This is a genomic window from Paenibacillus sp. FSL R10-2778 (genome assembly GCF_038593035.1).
Lineage (GTDB): Bacteria > Bacillota > Bacilli > Paenibacillales > Paenibacillaceae > Paenibacillus_AQ > Paenibacillus_AQ odorifer.
The window spans coordinates 544,479-562,420 of record NZ_CP151956.1; the positions used below are offsets into that span (position 1 = coordinate 544,479).

16 protein-coding genes, 1 tRNA gene and 2 riboswitches are annotated in these 17,942 nt (G+C 45.4%); of the genes, 10 read left to right on the forward strand and 7 right to left on the reverse strand.

Annotated features, from left to right (window positions below; all coding sequences use genetic code 11):
- Positions 1-159 precede the first annotated feature (159 nt).
- From NST40_RS02405 to NST40_RS02415, 3 genes are read right to left on the reverse strand one after another with little or no spacing between them, the layout of a single operon-like run.
- Positions 160-2,493, reverse strand: a complete 2,334-nt coding sequence (locus NST40_RS02405) for a ribonucleoside-diphosphate reductase subunit alpha (RefSeq protein ID WP_076142084.1) — start codon at positions 2,491-2,493, stop codon at positions 160-162.
- Between the two features lie 55 nt (positions 2,494-2,548).
- Entirely contained in the window at positions 2,549-3,064 is a 516-nt protein-coding gene (gene nrdG, locus NST40_RS02410) for an anaerobic ribonucleoside-triphosphate reductase activating protein (RefSeq protein ID WP_076124537.1), read from the reverse strand.
- Positions 3,061-5,046, reverse strand: a complete 1,986-nt coding sequence (locus NST40_RS02415) for an anaerobic ribonucleoside triphosphate reductase (RefSeq protein WP_076124534.1) — start codon at positions 5,044-5,046, stop codon at positions 3,061-3,063. Before NST40_RS02415 ends, nrdG begins: the two co-directional genes overlap by 4 nt.
- 241 nt (positions 5,047-5,287) lie before the next feature.
- A riboswitch (cobalamin riboswitch) is annotated at positions 5,288-5,523 on the reverse strand.
- Between the two features lie 378 nt (positions 5,524-5,901).
- Here NST40_RS02415 and NST40_RS02420 point away from each other — a divergent pair.
- Entirely contained in the window at positions 5,902-6,210 is a 309-nt protein-coding gene (locus NST40_RS02420; RefSeq protein WP_036682575.1) for an MTH1187 family thiamine-binding protein, read from the forward strand.
- Between the two features lie 93 nt (positions 6,211-6,303).
- Positions 6,304-6,375 (forward strand) — tRNA-Thr (locus tag NST40_RS02425).
- Between the two features lie 141 nt (positions 6,376-6,516).
- Here the strand turns inward: NST40_RS02425 and NST40_RS02430 are convergent.
- The 3 genes from NST40_RS02430 to NST40_RS02440 form a co-directional block, all read right to left on the reverse strand.
- Positions 6,517-6,732 carry a hypothetical protein gene (locus NST40_RS02430; protein ID WP_076219989.1) on the reverse strand — a complete coding sequence of 72 codons (216 nt, stop codon included), beginning with the start codon at positions 6,730-6,732 and terminating at the stop codon, positions 6,517-6,519.
- Between the two features lie 225 nt (positions 6,733-6,957).
- On the reverse strand, positions 6,958-7,287 hold the full coding sequence (locus NST40_RS02435) for a hypothetical protein (RefSeq protein ID WP_076219990.1): 330 nt from the start codon (positions 7,285-7,287) through the stop codon (positions 6,958-6,960).
- A 502-nt stretch (positions 7,288-7,789) separates the two neighbouring features.
- Complete coding sequence (locus tag NST40_RS02440; protein ID WP_076142087.1) at positions 7,790-8,134, reverse strand: DUF3221 domain-containing protein; 345 nt, start codon at positions 8,132-8,134, stop codon at positions 7,790-7,792.
- A gap of 351 nt (positions 8,135-8,485) precedes the next feature.
- Here NST40_RS02440 and NST40_RS02445 point away from each other — a divergent pair, with 351 nt between their 5' ends.
- Positions 8,486-8,899: an ASCH domain-containing protein gene (locus tag NST40_RS02445; protein ID WP_076179467.1), complete on the forward strand. Its 414-nt coding sequence runs from the start codon at positions 8,486-8,488 to the stop codon at positions 8,897-8,899.
- A 199-nt stretch (positions 8,900-9,098) separates the two neighbouring features.
- On the opposite strand, the gene NST40_RS02450 is transcribed toward NST40_RS02445, so the two are convergent.
- Positions 9,099-9,491, reverse strand: coding sequence for a hypothetical protein (locus NST40_RS02450; RefSeq protein ID WP_051491249.1), 393 nt, complete (start codon positions 9,489-9,491; stop codon positions 9,099-9,101).
- Positions 9,492-9,986: 495 nt separating this feature from the next.
- Positions 9,987-10,077: riboswitch (cyclic di-GMP riboswitch) on the forward strand.
- Positions 10,078-10,185: 108 nt separating this feature from the next.
- Here NST40_RS02450 and NST40_RS02455 point away from each other — a divergent pair.
- From NST40_RS02455 to NST40_RS02485, 7 genes are all read left to right on the forward strand, one after another.
- Positions 10,186-12,549: a choice-of-anchor A family protein gene (locus NST40_RS02455; RefSeq protein WP_342410381.1), complete on the forward strand. Its 2,364-nt coding sequence runs from the start codon at positions 10,186-10,188 to the stop codon at positions 12,547-12,549.
- A gap of 146 nt (positions 12,550-12,695) precedes the next feature.
- Positions 12,696-13,631, forward strand: a complete 936-nt coding sequence (locus NST40_RS02460) for an alpha/beta hydrolase (RefSeq protein WP_305954094.1) — start codon at positions 12,696-12,698, stop codon at positions 13,629-13,631.
- Positions 13,632-14,450: 819 nt separating this feature from the next.
- Complete coding sequence (locus tag NST40_RS02465; RefSeq protein WP_036681022.1) at positions 14,451-14,840, forward strand: NusG domain II-containing protein; 390 nt, start codon at positions 14,451-14,453, stop codon at positions 14,838-14,840.
- The gene (locus NST40_RS02470) at positions 14,824-15,381 is read left to right on the forward strand and encodes a Gx transporter family protein (RefSeq protein ID WP_076124520.1); all 558 of its coding nucleotides are present in this window, start codon (positions 14,824-14,826) and stop codon (positions 15,379-15,381) included. The genes NST40_RS02465 and NST40_RS02470 overlap by 17 nt, the downstream gene beginning before the upstream one ends.
- 29 nt (positions 15,382-15,410) lie before the next feature.
- The gene (locus tag NST40_RS02475) at positions 15,411-16,265 is read left to right on the forward strand and encodes an ATP-binding cassette domain-containing protein (protein ID WP_076185195.1); all 855 of its coding nucleotides are present in this window, start codon (positions 15,411-15,413) and stop codon (positions 16,263-16,265) included.
- Positions 16,256-17,158: an energy-coupling factor transporter ATPase gene (locus tag NST40_RS02480; RefSeq protein ID WP_076124517.1), complete on the forward strand. Its 903-nt coding sequence runs from the start codon at positions 16,256-16,258 to the stop codon at positions 17,156-17,158. Before NST40_RS02475 ends, NST40_RS02480 begins: the two co-directional genes overlap by 10 nt.
- Positions 17,151-17,942 carry an energy-coupling factor transporter transmembrane component T gene (locus NST40_RS02485; protein ID WP_076138201.1) on the forward strand — a complete coding sequence of 264 codons (792 nt, stop codon included), beginning with the start codon at positions 17,151-17,153 and terminating at the stop codon, positions 17,940-17,942. Before NST40_RS02480 ends, NST40_RS02485 begins: the two co-directional genes overlap by 8 nt.

Below are 17,942 nucleotides of genomic sequence, written 5' to 3' on the forward strand. Positions count from 1 at the left end.
CGTAGGAAAGCTCGCATCGAAAGCATATGCTGTCATCGGATGTCATCCGCTAATAGCGGTAAAGATCTAGACCTCTGATGACAACAGCGGCCGGAAGCCCAAACATTCCTCGCAGTTACGAAATTCATCATCGTTTTTCTATTCAGGGCACTAAGATAATTAGCTAGCGCAAGATTCACACTCTTCTATAGTCAAAGCACGGCTACGCACATAATAAGTTGATTTCAAGCCGCCCTTCCAGGCATTCAGATGCAGTTCCAGGAACTCGGTAGCCTTGATGTCAGGACGGACATACAGGTTGAAGCTTTGGCCTTGATCGACGTGACGCTGGCGAGCAGAAGCCATGCGGATCGACCAGTTTTGGTCAATCGTAAATGCTGTCTTATAGTACCAGATCGTTTTGTCGGACAGATCCGGTGCTGGGTTAGCAATCTTATAAGTTGTTTTTTCTTCATAGGAAAGCAGTTCATACAGCGGATCAATGCTGGCGGTGGAGCCGGCAATAATCGATGTAGATCCATTCGGCGCAATGGCGAACATCCAAGCGTTACGTACGCCGTCCTTAGCTACTTCTTCTTGCAGCTCGCGCCATTGCTCAGTCGTTACATATTTACCTTCTTGCTCACCGCTAACATAACCGCGGGAAGTGAAGTATGCGCCAGTCTCCCAATCGGATCCAGCAAATTTCGGATAACGGCCTTTTTCACGGGCAAGCTCCATGCTCGAACGAACCAACAGGTAGTTGATATGTTCATATAAATGATTGTTATATTCTACGGCTTCATCGGATTCCCAACGAATGCCCTTGAGTGCCAATAGGTGATGCAGGCCGAATGTGCCGAGACCTACTGCGCGGTACTGGCTGTTCGTGTATTGTGCCTGCAGAACTTCAATGTTATTAATGTCGATTACGTTATCAAGCATACGAACTTGGATCGGAACAAGTCTTTCTAATACGCCAGCTGGAATCGCCCGTGCTAAGTGAATCGAATTCAGATTGCAGACTACGAAGTCGCCAGGGATTTTGGAAATAACGATCCGGGTCTGGCCATCTTTAGTTACTAATTCTTCTTGCTCAATAACTGTTGCAGACTGATTCTGCATAATTTCTGTACACAGGTTGGAGGAGAAAACCATACCTTGATGACGGTTTGGGTTGGTCCGGTTCACGGTATCGCGGTAGAACATGTACGGTGTACCTGTTTCTAGCTGTGATTTCATAATCCGTTTCATGATGTCGATCGCAGGAACAGTGATCCGGGATAATTCCAGGTTCGCTGTAGCTTCAGCATATTTTTCACGGAAAGTACCTTTGCCAAGCTCTTCATCGTAGAAATCTTCCAATCCTAGTGGACGGCCGTTTTTATCTGTCCAGCCCATGACCTTTTTCACTTCATGAGGGCAGAAGAGGTTCCAATGGCTGCGCGATTCTACAGCTTCCATGAACAGGTCAGGCAGGGAGACGCCATGGAACACGTCATGTGCACGCATACGCTCGTCACCGTTGTTCAGCTTAAGATCGAGGAAAGCGAGAATATCTTTATGGAATACATCAAGATAAACAGCTACAGCACCTTTACGTGTGCCCAACTGGTCTACACTGACTGCTGTATTGTTCAACTGGCGAATCCAAGGGATTACACCGGAGCTTGTGTTCTTGTGGCCACGGATATCCGAACCACGTGCCCGTACTTTTCCGAGGTAAACGCCGATGCCGCCGCCCATTTTGCTTAGACGTGCTACGTCTGTATTGGAGTCAAAGATACCCTCTAGGGAATCGTCTACAGTATCAATAAAGCAGCTGGATAGCTGTCCAGCGACCTTTTTGCCGGCATTGGACATTGTAGGTGTAGCAGCAGTCATATAGATGTTGCTCATAGCCCAATAAGCTTCTTTTACAAGCTCAAGACGTTTCTCAGCTGGCTCACGGTGCATCAGGTACATAGCAATAATCATATAACGTTCTTGTGGAAGCTCCATTACACGGCCGTCAAAATCATGCGCTAAATAACGGTCGGATAGCGTAAGCAGACCGATATAGTCAAACAAAAGGTCGCGTGTATAATCGATACACCCGCCTAGTTCGATAATTTGTTCTTTGGTGTAATGACTTAGAAGTTCTTCGCGATAGATTCCTTTTTTCACGAGATCCGTAATTAGTGGATACAATTCACCGTAAGGCTCTTCTGGATAAGCTTTGTAGCGGCGATGAACGGCAGCTTTTTTATAAAGGGTAGTCAGAAGGGCGCGGGCAGCTGCGAACTTCCAGTTAGGCTCTTCTTTTGTTACAAGCTCTAGAGCGCTCATGGTGAAGGCATTGCTGATTTCTTCTCCGCTTACCGAGTCACGACGCAGTTTGGAATTCACTCCACGCAGCAAAGTTTCTTTATTTAGTTGATCGAGACCTTCCAGAATACGGTCAGCGTAGACGGAAAGACGGTTCTCATCAAAAGCCAGTTGGCGATTATCCGGTTTTACTACGAATTGCGGCATGGTTAGTTCATCCCTTCTTATTTCAAATTAATTTTCAATATCAAAAATTGATATATTATAGCGCAGCAGGCTGCCACAGAAAGACCTCCGAGCCGTTCATGCTGGCCGGAATGTCGATAATGCGTTGGTTGGAGCTTCCCCGGTAGAGAAGCGTAGTATCTTTCAGTTCTTCTACAAATCTTCCATCTATTAACACCTGACACTGTTTAAGTAGATTCCACTCCGGCGTACCGGGAAGGGCTGTAAGTTCTTCGTACGTATAACCACTGTAAATCCAGATTGAGAACCCTGGCAGTACAGTGCGAAGCTCATGAATGAACCCCAGCAACTCTTCTGCTGAGAAAAAAGGATCGCCGCCTGCCAGTGTCAGACCATCCAGCAAAGGGTTAGCGGCGATTTCTGCAATGATTTCATGTTGTCGTTCTAAGGTGAAGACTTCTCCATATTTAAAGTTCCATGTCTCGGGATTAAAACATCCCGGGCAACGATGGCGGCAGCCGCTGAGAAAGAGGACGGCCCGCATGCCCTCTCCCTCGTTAATCGACTCCGGATAGTAACCGCAAATATTCATAGATGCTTAACGCGATCCCGAACTTCAGCTTGTTTGGCGGCATTAAAGCGGGTCTGATAGTCGCCGGTTAAATAACCTGTAACTCTGCGCAAACGGCGGATGTGCACGTCATTCTCATTTGCGTTGCAGGAAGGACAGTTTGTCCCAATTACGCCTTCGTATCCACAGCTGGAGCAGCGGTCAATCGGATGGTTAATGCTGAAATAACTGACCTGTTGTTCGAGCGCATATTTAATGATTTTGATAAAAGCCGATGGGTTGTTGCGGGCATTGCCGTTTAATTCGACATAAGAAATAGCCCCGGCATTGCAGTATTCATGGAAAGGAGCTTCCAAGCTGATCTTCTGAGCAGCACCCAGATCGAAGTATACAGGGATGTGAAAAGAGTTCGTATAATATTCACGGTCGGTTACGCCCGGAATGGAACCCAGTACCTTGCGGTCAACTTTGGTGAATTTACCGGACAAACCTTCTGCTGGAGTTGCGAACAGGGTGATGTTAAGATCCAGTTCCTCGCTTTTCCGATCGCAATAGTCCCGCATATGACGCACGATAGCCAGCGCCTTGGCATGAACTTCCATATCCTCGCCATGGTGTTTGCCGTACATAGCTTTCATACATTCCGCCATACCGATGAAGCCAAGAGACAGACTGCCATGCTTCAGCAGATCGCCTACAGTGTCATCGGGTGCAAGATGTTCGCCGCCTTCCCAAACGCCTTCTCGCATCATGAAATCGGAAGCTTTAGCTTTTTGTGCGGTTTGGATGTGGAAGCGATGGAGAAGTCCTTCCAGCGCAATATCCATATAATGATTTAGATCTTCATAGAAGCCAGCTTCGTCTGCGACGGTACGTCTGCCTGTTACTGTGCCGTGTGCCAGACCTAGCCGAACCAGATTTAGTGTATTAAAGGAAAGGTTGCCCTTCCCAGAGCAATGATTACGCCCAAAACGGTCACCGAGCACTCGGGTTCGGCAGCCCATTGTAGCGAACTCCGTATCAGGATCACTTGAATCATAATACTGCAAGTTGAGCGGAGCGTCCAGATTAGCGAAGTTTGGATATAGTCTGCGCGCAGAACATTCAGCTGCTTTTAGGAACAGTTCATAGTTAGGATCGCCTTGCTGTTGATTGATTCCTTGCTTGCATTTGAAGATTTGAATCGGGAACACTGGTGTTTCTCCGCTGCCAAGTCCGTTCATAGTTGCGGTTAGCAGAGAACTGATCACAAGCTGACCTTCTGGTGAAGTACAAGTACCGTAGTTGATGCTGGTAAACGGTATTTGTCCACCGGATCGGCTGGACATGGTATTCAGATTATGTACCATACTTTCAGCCGCTTGCAGAGTTTCGATTTCGGTTTCCTTTAGTGCAAAACGGAACGCTCTTGGATATGACTCCGCCAGATCGGTCCGGCTCATCGTAATCTCGCCCAAAGATTCATCAGCTTGTCCTTCTTCAAAATAATCCAGACCCTTGCGGAACAGCTTGGCGAAGGATTTGGTTACATAAGGTGCCAGATCATAGTCGAGTTTATTGGCGGATACACCACCATATTGAGCATTTTGCTGGGATTGGAAAATAATCGCTACCAGAGACATAGCTGTCATTATTGAGTTCGGAGGACGAACGCTGCCGTTGCCGGTATTGAAACCTTCACGGAGAAGTTTATCAAACGGGATAAAAATACAGTTCGTCGTTCCAATCGCGTATTGATCCAGATCATGCACATAGACGACATTGTCATCAATAGCCTGCACTAGCTGTGGCGGCATCGTAAAATTGCGGGCGTACCATTTTGAATATTCACTGCCGAACTTGCTCATTTTACCGGAGAAACTCTCTCCATTCAAATTGGCATTCTCGCGCAATAGGTCCATATCCCGACTGTCGATAATATCCCGGCCTAAATCAATGAGCTCTTCTAAAAGAACTTCCCGTGCATTTTCTACTCCATTAAATTGTCTCTCCAACAACGTCATTGTACAGCTCTCCTCTCAGTATAAAAGAAAAACATCTATCATCAAATCCATATATCCATAAGAAGTTGGACTGCTATAAGCAGTCGTATATTTGTTCAGATTACATAAAAAAAGCATCCCCTACCCGAGGATGGCAGAAAATGCCCGATGCGTTATGTAAATATCCACACGGATATTTGCAGAGGTCTCTACGTAGATGACCGCATGCGGACACCATCCCTGTTCCTCGCAGGCATCAATAGTTGGTGTCGTCGAAACAGGTAGGTCTCCTGGCTTCCGTGGGATCTCTCGGCGCCTTCCCAAGGGTGTTCCTAACCCTCAGTGGCATCTGCCGGGAGATGTGGATTCTCAAGCTTCCCAGAAGCTTAAGAAGGCCATCCGGTTACAGTGGCGGGACCGCAGCGGATTCTCACCGCGCTTCCCTATTAAGCTCTAAATCCGGTTAAGGATCAAAGCGCCTGTCTCCACTATATTTTGTTGTCGTTAGATAAAAATAACCCAAGATGTTGTGTTTGTAAACAGTTTTTTAGAAAACCCGCGCGGGGAGCGGGTTCTTTAAAAGTACTCCACAAATGATCCACAGGCTGTCCATAAGTAATCCACAATTGATCCACAGGGAGATGCGAAATGATTCATAAATTGTCCGAAAAGATGCCACAAAGAGTCCATAAATATAGTGCAGATGACCCTAGAATTTGCTCATGAGAAAATACTCTTAGCCCAAAGTCATATTTTGAAGTAATCAGAAGAAATAGAAGAGATAAGGGAGGATAATATTGCTTAGTTTGTGACAGAGCGGTGGAATTGTTACAATGGAAGGAGACAGCTACTATAAAATTTCGAGGAGGTATTCTCATGCCTATTGCTGAAGTTACAGTTATTCCAATTGGAACAGGCAGTACCAGTCTTAGCAGCTATGTTGCGGATATGCAGCGGGTGCTGAAGACAGTAGAAGGGATTACTTATGAACTTACGTCTATGGGTACGATCATCGAAGGGCCTCTGCAACGCATTTTTGCCGCGGTAGAAGCTTTGCATGAGTCTCCTTTTGCCGCAGGTGCAGAACGTGTCTCTACCTCACTTAAAATAGACGACCGCCGCGATAAACCCTCTACTAGCCGTGGAAAGTTAGAGTCTGTGGAGCGTAAGCTACAGGTGGATTAGCAGTTTAGGAGGGCGGAAAACAGGGAGAAATAGGCTTGCGTTTCTGGCTGAAAGTTGTATAATATTTTTTGTTTGGCAGAAAAACAGCGTTAAGCTGGTGTAGCTCAGGGGTAGAGCAACGCACTCGTAATGCGTAGGCCGGGGGTTCAATTCCCTTCACCAGCATCCCAAAAAACCATACGTGGCGCGGATTCTTGAAATTTGGAGAGTCGCGCTTTTTTGTTTCTTCTACCATTAATATTACAAAGTGATTTTACAAGTGTTTGGGAATATGAAAAACCCCACCAGTTTAAGGTGGGGCTTTTGTTACCAAGTATTATAGTTCGATTGATACTTAACTTGCTTATTCACATAGCTCTCATTGGGGTAATCACTTCTGACAGACTGCAAGTAACCTGAAATTGCAAATGCTGCAATAAGCCCTCCTATAATTCCTGTGATGAAGCTGAATGTTGAAAATCCGAATGTGGCAACTACTCCAATGGAAGACAATGCTACAAGCAATAGACTGAATATTTTCATCTTTATACACACCTCCATTTTGTATATGTAGTAATTTGGAAATTAAGATTGATACGTTACCTTGTTTGATCGGTTTCGATAAAAATAATAAAAATTCAGCAAATCTTTAGACGGGCTTCATACTTAGTTAAGCTAAGAGGATTATAGTAATTACATAACCCCCTTATAATATAGATCTAGACCCTGCCGGAAGTTGGTGGGGTCACTTTTTTGCACAGAGTAATTTTATAAATATGGTTGCCCAATATAGAAGAGAAACAAGAAATATAAAATGTAGAGAATGGGTAGCTTTATTTTTAATTTCTTGCAGGAATTTTTGAATTTTTCTGAGGTCTTGGACAGATTCTTCATCACATATCCATAAATGAGGAATTGTCCAATAATAAAGAAAATGAGCTTAAGGGGAAAGTTGCCCATTTTTATCTCAGTGAAAATAATAGTGAATGTGACACTCACAAAGGTTAGTGATACAACTTTTAAAAACTGTTCATAACGATCTTGTGGTTCTTTGATAGGATCCTGCTGCCCCCATTTTCTCTCATCAATTTCTGTCATGGTAAACCTCCAATCTACTGAATGTTATTAGTATTTCACCAGATTGAGATGCTTTTTGAACAGGGAGAATTAATTGGGAAACCATTATGAGTATAGTTGTCTGTTGCATCTTGTTGAAAGCTTACTTGTTGTGGAGATAGTACATTGCCTGAAGTTATAAGCTCCTATAGTTGTTACATCGTAAGGTTTCAGTAATTCCAACAAAGAGTGAACTCCCAAATGCTTGGGATTATGCCCACTGGCTTCGGCTGGTGAGCTTTTTTTCGTTTACAGAATGTCCCGGAATTATTATATTCAGATTATGTAAATGTTTAGTCCGGGATAGATTATTCATAGTAAATATTCGGAAGGGTATTTCTGCTTCGGAAATTCCCGTAACAGAGATGTTGAGAGTATATAATATTCCATATTATATACTCTGATTTCTCTTTAAATCTACTATAAAGAAGCGCCGTCCCTTTTGGAGACGCCGCTTCTTTATAGTAGATTCTATTCTTTTTGCTCAATTCTTGATTTTGGTGATCTTTTTGGCGGTAACTTGTGCAGGGAATGAATCATCACTTACTTCAAAAAATACTTTAATCTCATCGCCTTTTTTATATTTAGAAGGTGCAACTTTATTTACCCAAATGGCTTGAGAGTACTCATTAGATTCGAGAATCTCCTTGTATTCCTTGTTCAAGTCTTCTTCTTTTAATTCAGAAATTACTAAAATTCTTTTATTTTCTACATCTATTGTGTGTACAATTCCTTTCAAAACTTCATTATTCTTACTACAGGCGGTGACGAATAACAAAAAAACAAAAATAAGAGTCCATTTAATAGTAGTACGTGGTTTTTGAATCATGGACCTTCCCCTCCAGTGGTTACGACATTAGTTTAAAATCGGTTGCACAGGCATAGCATTTAGTACATTACCAATATAAGAATAAACAGCAGCCTTTCCATTATGACGACCTTTATTGATTCTGGGGAGTTACAGGTGAATGTCTGTAGTATTGATATTTTCATAAGAACTTTTGTTTGTATATAATAAAAATAAATGTTCTTATTTTAGAGGCGATCAATGATGGAAATGAGTATCGACCAAACGGTTGGGATTATTTATCAGGTCAAGGTGAACAAGATTACACAACGCGAGATCGAGATCCGTGGCATCCGTGACAAACGTCCAACATAAACAAAGGGGATAAATATCATGCGGTGTATAACAATACGGCAGCCTTGGGCGACCTTAATTGCTCTTGGTGAAAAAGAGTTTGAAACTCGTTCATGGAGAACAGCCTACCGCGGCGAGTTAGGCATCCATGCCGGAATGAGGATTGACAAAAAGATTTGTGAACAGGAACCTTACAAATCAGTATTGGCGAAACATGGCTATACAGCGAATAATTTGCCGACAGGAGCTATTATTGCTACAGGTCAGCTCGCGGGATGTTATGTGGTTACTCCAGAGGTGGATTTAAGGGAATGGATCAATGGGAATGAATATGATTTTGGCGACTATAGTGAAGGACGGTTTGCCTGGAAGCTTGAAGGGGTTCATCCATTAAGCCATCCAATTCCAGCTAAAGGTCGGCTAAGCTTGTGGGAGCACTCTAATCACTTCTGAACGGCGAACAATATTTTTAATGTAATTTTTATGTGCCTATCAGCTATTTTTCAGGTTCGAGGTATATATTAGAGACACCAAACACCCCCCAGTGTTTTGTGGTATATCTCTCTCAGGTCTTGCCAACTCCCATGGTAAGGCCTATTTTTTTGTTCACTAATTGATTGGGGGGAGAGAGCGCAGCGGCTTCTATACAGCTTTACTTAATCTGGTACTGTTCTTCGTAACTCTTAAAAGATGAAATATCCAGCCCTAGGTATCTGCGCATATGGATGGCAGCTTGAGCCGCAACAATGTCATTCAACAGCAGCATTCGTTCATGATAGCCACGACATATATACTTGGCTTCAATTCCAGTATTAAGTCTGTTTTGCTCATACACCTTAATTCCCCGTCTTCTCATTTCTGCACGAACATCCCTTAGATCTGTTGTAGCTACTGCAGCAGCTGTTCCAAGCACCTCCAGATAAGGGGCGGGTGTTCGTAAGTGTGTAGATAAAATGGCGGAGTCCCGTTCGAAAGCTGATAAAATCATCGGAAGCAATAAATAAGATTTCACCAGCATGTTGTCCCTGCTTTCTGCTCTATGCATGAATCTCATCACCTCTAATAGGAACGTATATTCGTATTCTACCCCGATATTCCAAAAATAATCAATGGTATTTCTAAACAGCTTATCCAATGTGATTAAATTCACAACTAAATAACGAAGAATAAATTATATTAAAAATTGTAATAATAAAAATTAATGTATCGAACGCAAATAAAGGAGAATTATGATGGAAAAAGAGGGCAGCCTCCAGCGTGGATTGTTTTTTGGTTTAATTCTGAGTATTCCCTTATGGATATCCATATTGGGCTATATACAGTTACTTTAAAATTTAATGAAAAACCTTATGCGAAGCGCCTTCAGGCGCTTTTTTTGTGTGGTACTAATGCGGGGAATTATCGAAAGGAATTGATTGACAATTGTGGGTGTCGGGCGCTAAACTGTTATTAATTCAAAAGTATTAAAAGTCATAGACTGTTATTGGATAGAATGCTTCAGCTACCAGTTCTGGACTTGCAGTGTAATACATATATATAGTCATGATAATAGCAAACCGTCTGAAAGGGCGGGACGCAAAGTCCAGGAGTCTAAAGTGTCTTAAAGGCACAATGACCGTCCGACTGCCATGAGAAGGGAATTTCACTTCTTTTTGGCGGTCTTTTTTGTTGTTAGGTCCTTTAGAGTTTCTGGTAATTATTCTGATTAATATAAATCATAGTTTTAGGAGGTGTGCCATTTGAAAAGAAGAATAAAACCGTTACTCTCGCTTGTATTAGCTGGGATTTTGACGGTAGGTAGTGGGCTTTCCTCATTGGGAGCTGGAGTTGCTGGAGCAAGTAGTTCTTCTACATTGGGAATTGCAGCGGTCTACAACGTGTTTATTCTAGGGGATATAACAACAGTTTCGGATACGGAAGGAAGGTTTGCTGCTGGAGGTAACGTTAACTTAACCAACTATAGTGTTGGAGATAGGTTGACCGCTGCAGAGGTTTCCCTGACTGACACACTTGTTGTTGGAGGGAATCTTACTTTCAACGGAGGTACTGTTTATGGGAATATCGTGCACGGGGGAGATTTTTCAGGGAATGTAACGCTCCTCAAGGGTGGTACAAAAAGACAGGGGAGTACGATTGACTTTTCAGCAGTAGGTCAGTCTTTGAAGGACAAATCAGCAGAACTTGCAGCATTGCCGGCGAATGGAACAACAGTGTACCAATATGGCAGCCTTATCCTGACAGGTACAGATCCTGCGGTCAATGTTTTTAATGTTTCAGGAGATAACGTCTCTAATACCTACGGAATTACAATAAATGTTCCTTCAGGATCTACTGCAATTATTAATATTGATGGTTCTAACGTAAAAATGAAAAACTTCGGATTTCTACCTAATAACGTGTTGAACAGCAAGAAAATTTTGCTTAACTTTAGCCAAGCTGCGTATCTTGATATGGCAGGCATAGGTGTAATGGGAAGCATACTTGCCCCCTATGCTCATGTTGATTTTATTAATGGTCAGATTAACGGTACTTTAGTGGCGGCTTCACTCAAAGGTACTGGTGGTGGTGAATTTCACCACTATCCATACGATGGTGATGAACCTGGACCAACACCGACACCAACGCCGACAGTGACGCCAACACCGACACCAACGCCAACAGTGACACCAACGCCGACACCGACGCCAACGCCAACGCCGACAGTGACACCAACGCCAACACCAACGCCGACGCCGACAGTGACACCAACGCCGACACCAACACCGACAGTGACACCAACACCAACACCGACAGCGACACCAACGCCGACACCGACGCCAACACCATGTCCGACGCCAACACCAACGCCGACAGTGACGCCAACACCGACACCAACGCCGACAGTGACGCCAACACCGACACCAACGCCGACAGTGACGCCAACACCGACGCCAACACCAACGCCGACGCCAACGCCGACACCGACGCCAACGCCAACGCCGACAGTGACACCAACGCCAACGCCGACACCGACGCCAACGCCAACGCCAACGCCGACAGTGACACCAACGCCAACGCCGACAGTGACGCCGACGCCGACAGTGACACCAACACCAACGCCAACACCAACACCAACGCCGACGCCGACAGTGACACCAACGCCGACACCAACACCGACGCCAACACCGACGCCGACAGTGACACCGACGCCAACGCCGACAGTGACGCCAACACCGACACCAACGCCGACAGTGACGCCAACGCCGACACCAACGCCGACAGTGACACCAACACCAACGCCGACAGTGACACCAACACCAACGCCAACAGTGACACCAACGCCGACAGTGACGCCAACACCGACACCAACGCCAACACCAACGCCGACAGTGACACCAACGCCAACGCCGACGCCGACACCAACGCCAACGCCGACACCAACACCGACGCCGACAGTGACGCCGACACCAACACCAACGCCGACGCCAACACCGGCACCAACGCCGACAGTGACACCAACGCCGACGCCGACAGTGACACCAACGCCGACAGTGACGCCAACACCAACGCCAACAGTGACACCAACACCGACGCCAACGCCGACGGTAACACCTGAGGCAACGCCGACGCCAACACCGACACCGACGGTAACGCCTGAGGCAACACCAACACCGACGGTAACGCCTGAAGCAACACCAACACCAACACCAACACCAACACCAACACCAACACCAACACCAACGTCGACACCAGAGACTCCGGTGTTCCCGACACCAACGCCATCATCCGTAATTGGCACTATAGTTCTTGCAGAAGATCCTGTGCCGCTTGGGCCTGTAGCTTCGCCGACACCAGCGCCAGTACCAACACCGTCGAATAGCACAGAAGTACTTGTTGATGATGATGAGATCCCATTAGGTCCGGTACCGGCAGTGACACCAACGCCAACACCAACACCTGATGAAATCATCGTAGTGGACGATACGATCCCATTAGGAAAGCCACCTGTGAAGGAATTGCCAAAAACGGGTGAATCAAGTCCTGCACCTTACTATGTAGCAGGTTTAGGTTTTGCACTTATCGGATTATTAATGAGAACCAAGTTCTCCAAAAAGAATAAATAATAAAGGGTAGATCAACATAGAGTCGCTTTCGGGAGTGTTCCGATGGCGGCTCTATTTGTATGTCATGATTGCGATAGTTTGGTGCATTCTAAGTAGATGGTATACTCTTGTTGCAAAGGAAATGAAGAGGGGATGGCGAAGGCGAATTGATATGGTTCATTATTAGCGCTGTAATCATCATAGGGATTCTAATCTATGTGGGATTTTTCTTCTATGGTATTGCTATTAAACGAGCGCCAAAGGTATTTCTAAGTAATAATCCTAATCTGAAGGCTGATCCTCCGGTTGCCGGAGCTTCTTGGGGGGAGGGGAAGGATTGGGTCTCTCGCCAGAGCTTCGAGAATATTGAGATCGTATCTGCAGATGGACTTAAACTAAGAGGTTACTTACTCCGATCTAATCGTGCTGCGGGACGCACAGCCATTCTAGCCCACGGTTATTCAGGTAAAGCAAAGGATATGGGGGCGTACGCCAAAATCTACTACGAGAACTTAGGCTTTAACATCCTAATTCCCGATGCAAGAGGGCATGGAGATAGCGCAGGGGATTACATTGGTTTTGGTTGGCCGGAACGAAAAGATTATTTGCAATGGATTGAATACATGATTAAAAAGACTGGGCCTAGTGCTCAAATTGTGCTTCACGGTGTCTCTATGGGTGGTGCTACAGTGCTAATGACCTCAGGGGAAGATCTTCCGCCGCAGGTAAAAGCTATTGTTGCGGACTGCGCTTATACCTCAGTAAAAGCACAATTATCTTACCAACTACGACGCATGTATCGCTTGCCAAGTTTCCCTTTCGTTCAAAGTGCAAGTCTAATCACCCGCTTGAAGGCGGGGTATGGCTTTGGTGAAGCCTCTGCATTAAAACAAGTGCGGAAAGCGAAGGCTCCGATTCTTTTTATTCATGGGGATGCGGATAACTTTGTACCTTTTGCTATGATGAATGAATTGTATGAGGCATGCCAGAGTCCAAAAGAGAGGCTCATAGTGCCGCAAGCGGGGCATGGATTGTCTTATGATACGGATAAGGCGGGGTATACAGATGTAGTAACAGCTTTTATAAGTCGATATGTAAAATAAGTCCTGAACGTAGACAGCGCCCGATATCCGCTAGGTAGCGGTTATCGGGCGCCTATATTTTTCCACACATGACGTAGTCCTTGAATAAGGATCGTACCGTCATGCTTTCTCGTTATATTCATCCCCCGCCGTTCGTGAGTAACGGGTGTCTTGATTCCTTGTTATTTCCAGCAGCCGTGTGGCGAGAATAATCCTTCCAATACGACAAAAGCCCTACCTCTCTTTTGCCCTTGCGGCTCCATTGACCGCGCCAGTGTGAATCGGAATGCTATATTTCGAATTTAATCTCATAAAAAGGAAGAGTACTGCAAGAAAACATAAAGCCTCTTTGTCCAAAATGCCGATGTGTATAATAGTCGGCCTGACATCTTCTTGGTGGGGATATTCAATATATCGAAAAACAAATACCATATAAATATAACACACTATTGTTTAAAAGGCAAATATAATAATGAATTCCAAGATAAGGTTTATTTGATTCTAGAGAGGAACAAACCTCGATAAGGGGCGCTTAGATTTTGAAAGTAACTTAAATTGGGTTAATTGTGAATTATTCCGGAAAAGCTAGTAAACCAGAGGAGATGGGCGATCTCGGTGCAAATGGGCTAAAATGTAAGTTGGATTTTTTTGCAAACGCTACAAACTTCAACTGAAAATGCCAGAGACGAATGGGTTGTGTCTGCTGGGGTTATTTTGCGTGCCTATTTTGTGAACAGCTCTCTAAAACTGACAATAAACTCCAACATTGATTGAAGGATTGAGGGTAGACCGTTATAATTAATAAGTCTGGATTTTAATTAAAAAATAAGGGAGATTTTTATGAAACGCGCAGATGTGTGGCTGATTTCCATCGTATTGATTGCTGCGCTCGCTTTTCTCGTACCGAGATGGTTTTCGGACAATGATGACAAAGGTGGGGCCGGTAAAAATCTCATAGCCAATGTAACGGTGGACGGTGAGTTATTTAAAACGGTAAAGCTTACAAAAGAAGAACAAACCATTGAGGTCCGCACGGAACGCGGCTATAACATTTTGAAGGTGCATGATTACGGGATTGAAATGTACGATGCCGATTGCGCTGATAAAGTTTGCCTAGGTTTTGGTTTTATTACCCTGCCCAAACAGACGATTGTCTGTCTACCGCATAGAGTATTAGTCGAAATCACCAGTGCGTCGGGGGAGGATGATATAGATGCCTATGTCCAGTAGTGAATCTGCAACAGCTTTAAAAAGAACAGTGATTATTGCGATTTTCGCCGCAGTAGCAGTAGTGTTAAGTTTAATAGAGGCACAGATTCCGTTATCCGGGATGGGACTGGTGCCGGGTGCTAAGCTCGGACTGGCCAACATTATGATTTTGACTTGTATTTACTTTTTACGTGGACGGGATGCTTTGCTGCTTGTCATCCTCAAAACACTGCTTACTGCATTTCTGCTAGGTACCTTCTCAAGCTTGCTGTTTAGTTTATTTGGTTCACTTTTTAGCTTTGTTGTTATGTTTGTGCTGATGCTGATTAGTGGCAAAGGTAAGAGTATAAGCTTGATCGGAATTAGTATAGCCGGTGGGATTGCGCATAATATCGGTCAGCTGCTGGCAGCTTCTATGGTATTTGCATCACTTAGTATTTTTTATTATCTTCCCATGCTGCTGATCACTGGGGTAGTAACAGGAATTGCCGTGGGCTATGCAGTCCGTTATTTGGTGGCGTCATTGTCAAAAATATCGCTGTTTGAAGAATTTTTGGACTGATTAGTCACATCAGCGGAAGGATGACTAACATGAATGAATCATACGAAGGTCAAGACTTAGAGGGAGAGGGACAAGCAGTCATCTCTCTGGATGGGGTATCGTTTGGCTATGATCCCGAGCATCCGATTCTTCACAATATAACGTTATCTATCTCTCAAGGACAATGGGTCAGCTTGGTTGGTCCTAATGGCTGCGGGAAGTCTACGTTGGTCAAGCTGCTCAATGCTCTGCTGCCTAAGGGGGCTGGTGAGATTGTGGTTAGTGGCATGCTGCTTAGTGAGGAAACGATCGGAAGCATTCGGCAATGTATCGGAATGGTGTTCCAAAATCCGGATAATCAGTTTATTGGAGCCACTGTAGAGGAAGATATCCTATTCGGCCTGGAAGGGCTTTGTTTGCCGTACGAAGAGATGGCTGAACGTTTGCACTCCTATACGACGAGACTAGGAATAAATCATCTGTTGTCCAAGCATCCGGGTGAGCTGTCGGGAGGTCAAAAGCAGCGTGTTGCTATCGCTTCCATTCTTGCTATGGAACCAGGCATCGTCATTTTTGACGAGGCCTCTTCTATGTTGGATGAAGGAAGCAGAAATGACCTTCTCGGTATTCTGCAGGATATGCGGGCAGAAGGGAAGTACACGATCCTCATGATTACGCATGATGCAGATGAGATTTTGGCATCGGATCGGGTGCTTGCGCTGCATGGAGGTGGTTTGGCTGCAGATGTTACACCGGCGGAGTTGTTCCGGAACGAGGAGCTTCTGGAAAAATGCCATCTGCGTGAACCTTATCCTTGGCGCCTTGCACGCGAGCTGCAGAACCAGGGTATTCATGTGGATGTCCCGACCAGTGAAAAGGAGCTTATAGACACGTTATGGCCATAGAATTACAGCAAGTAAGTTACACCTACGCTGACCGAAGCCTCTGGAAGCTGACGGCGCTCCGGGACATTAACCTCAGTGTACCCATTGGCTCGATGGTTGGTATTGCGGGGGCGACGGGCTCAGGTAAATCGACGCTGCTGCAATTGTTTAACGGGATACTGAAACCAACCGAGGGTACGGTAAAAGTGCTTGATGTAACTATTCAGGCTGGTGAGAAGTCACCTAAGCTAATGCCACTGCGCCGCCGAGTCGGATTGGTATTTCAATTTCCGGAGCAGCAGATGTTCGAAGATACGGTCGAGAAGGATCTCATTTTCGGTCCCCTTAATTTCGGCATGAGTCTCGAAGAGGCAAAGTCACGTGCACGTCAGGCCATGTCAGATATGGGGCTGGATCTCGCACTGCTAGAGCGGAATCCTTTCCAATTGAGCGGTGGACAAATGCGTAAGGCGGCTATCGCTTCCGTGCTAGCTATGGACCCTGAGGTCATCGTTCTGGATGAGCCCACGGCAACGCTTGATCCCATTAGCCGTGCAGAGCTAATCAGCTTGCTGGAGAGATTATGTCGTGAGCAGGGCAGAACGATCATTATCGTCACGCATCGGATGGATGAGTTATTGCCCTATGCGGACAGCTGGGTTGTACTTAAAGAGGGCAGCACGGCGTTTCAGGGCAGTGTAAAGGCGCTTGCAGATGATCCTTCAATTCTGGAACAGTGTGGTTTGACGGTTCCACAGTCCCTTCGTTACTGGCGTGCAGTTGCTGATCATTTAGGTCTTGTGGATGAAGCCCCCCGCTTGACGGCTGAGAGTCTGGCAGAGCTTATAGCTTCGCTGCCAGCGGAATCAATAAGCACTGGTAAGCCCGATGGAAAGAGGGATGACCATGAATGAGAAACTGATCTTAGGTCGGAGTATTGAGACCGGTTCGTGGGTGCACAAGCTGGATGCTCGTGCCAAAATCACTGGCATGCTATTATACGTAGCTGTTATCCTGCTCTCACGTTCGTGGATGGCCATGGCTGTGCTGGCTATTTTTTCGATAGCCGTTATGGCTTCAACGAAGATTCCGCTTAAATACTTCCTGAAAGCAGCTAAGCCTTTACGTTATTTAATGTTGTTTATCTTTATTGTGCAGGTGGTGTCTGTAAAGACAGGGGAGGTAATGCTGACTCTTGGTTCCTGGTCTATCTATGAGGGAGGGCTAAGATTAGGGGCATTTTCGGTCATCCGCATGTTCTTTCTTATCACCTTTACAGCGCTTCTGACCTTCACAACAACGCCGGGGAAGCTGAATCAAGGGCTGGAGGGGATCTTGACACCCTTCAAAAAGCTTGGCTTATCCCCTGACCGTATCACGCTGATGATCAGCATTTCACTTCGTTTCATTCCTACGATTCTAGATGAATCGCAGATCATAATGAAAGCGCAGGCCTCAAGGGGAGCCGATCTGAAAGAGCTGCCTTTGAAGGAAAAGGGACGGATGTTAGTCTCCCTGCTGGTCCCGATTATCGCCAGTGCTTTTAGGCGTGCTCAGGATCTGGTGTATTCCATGGAGGCCCGCGGTTTTCGCATGGATGCTCCCCGCAGTCGGTATCACCGCCTAAGGTGGGGCAAATTCGATACTGTTTTTATTGGGATGTTTGTGGTCATGGGAATTGCAGTAGCTTTGTTATAA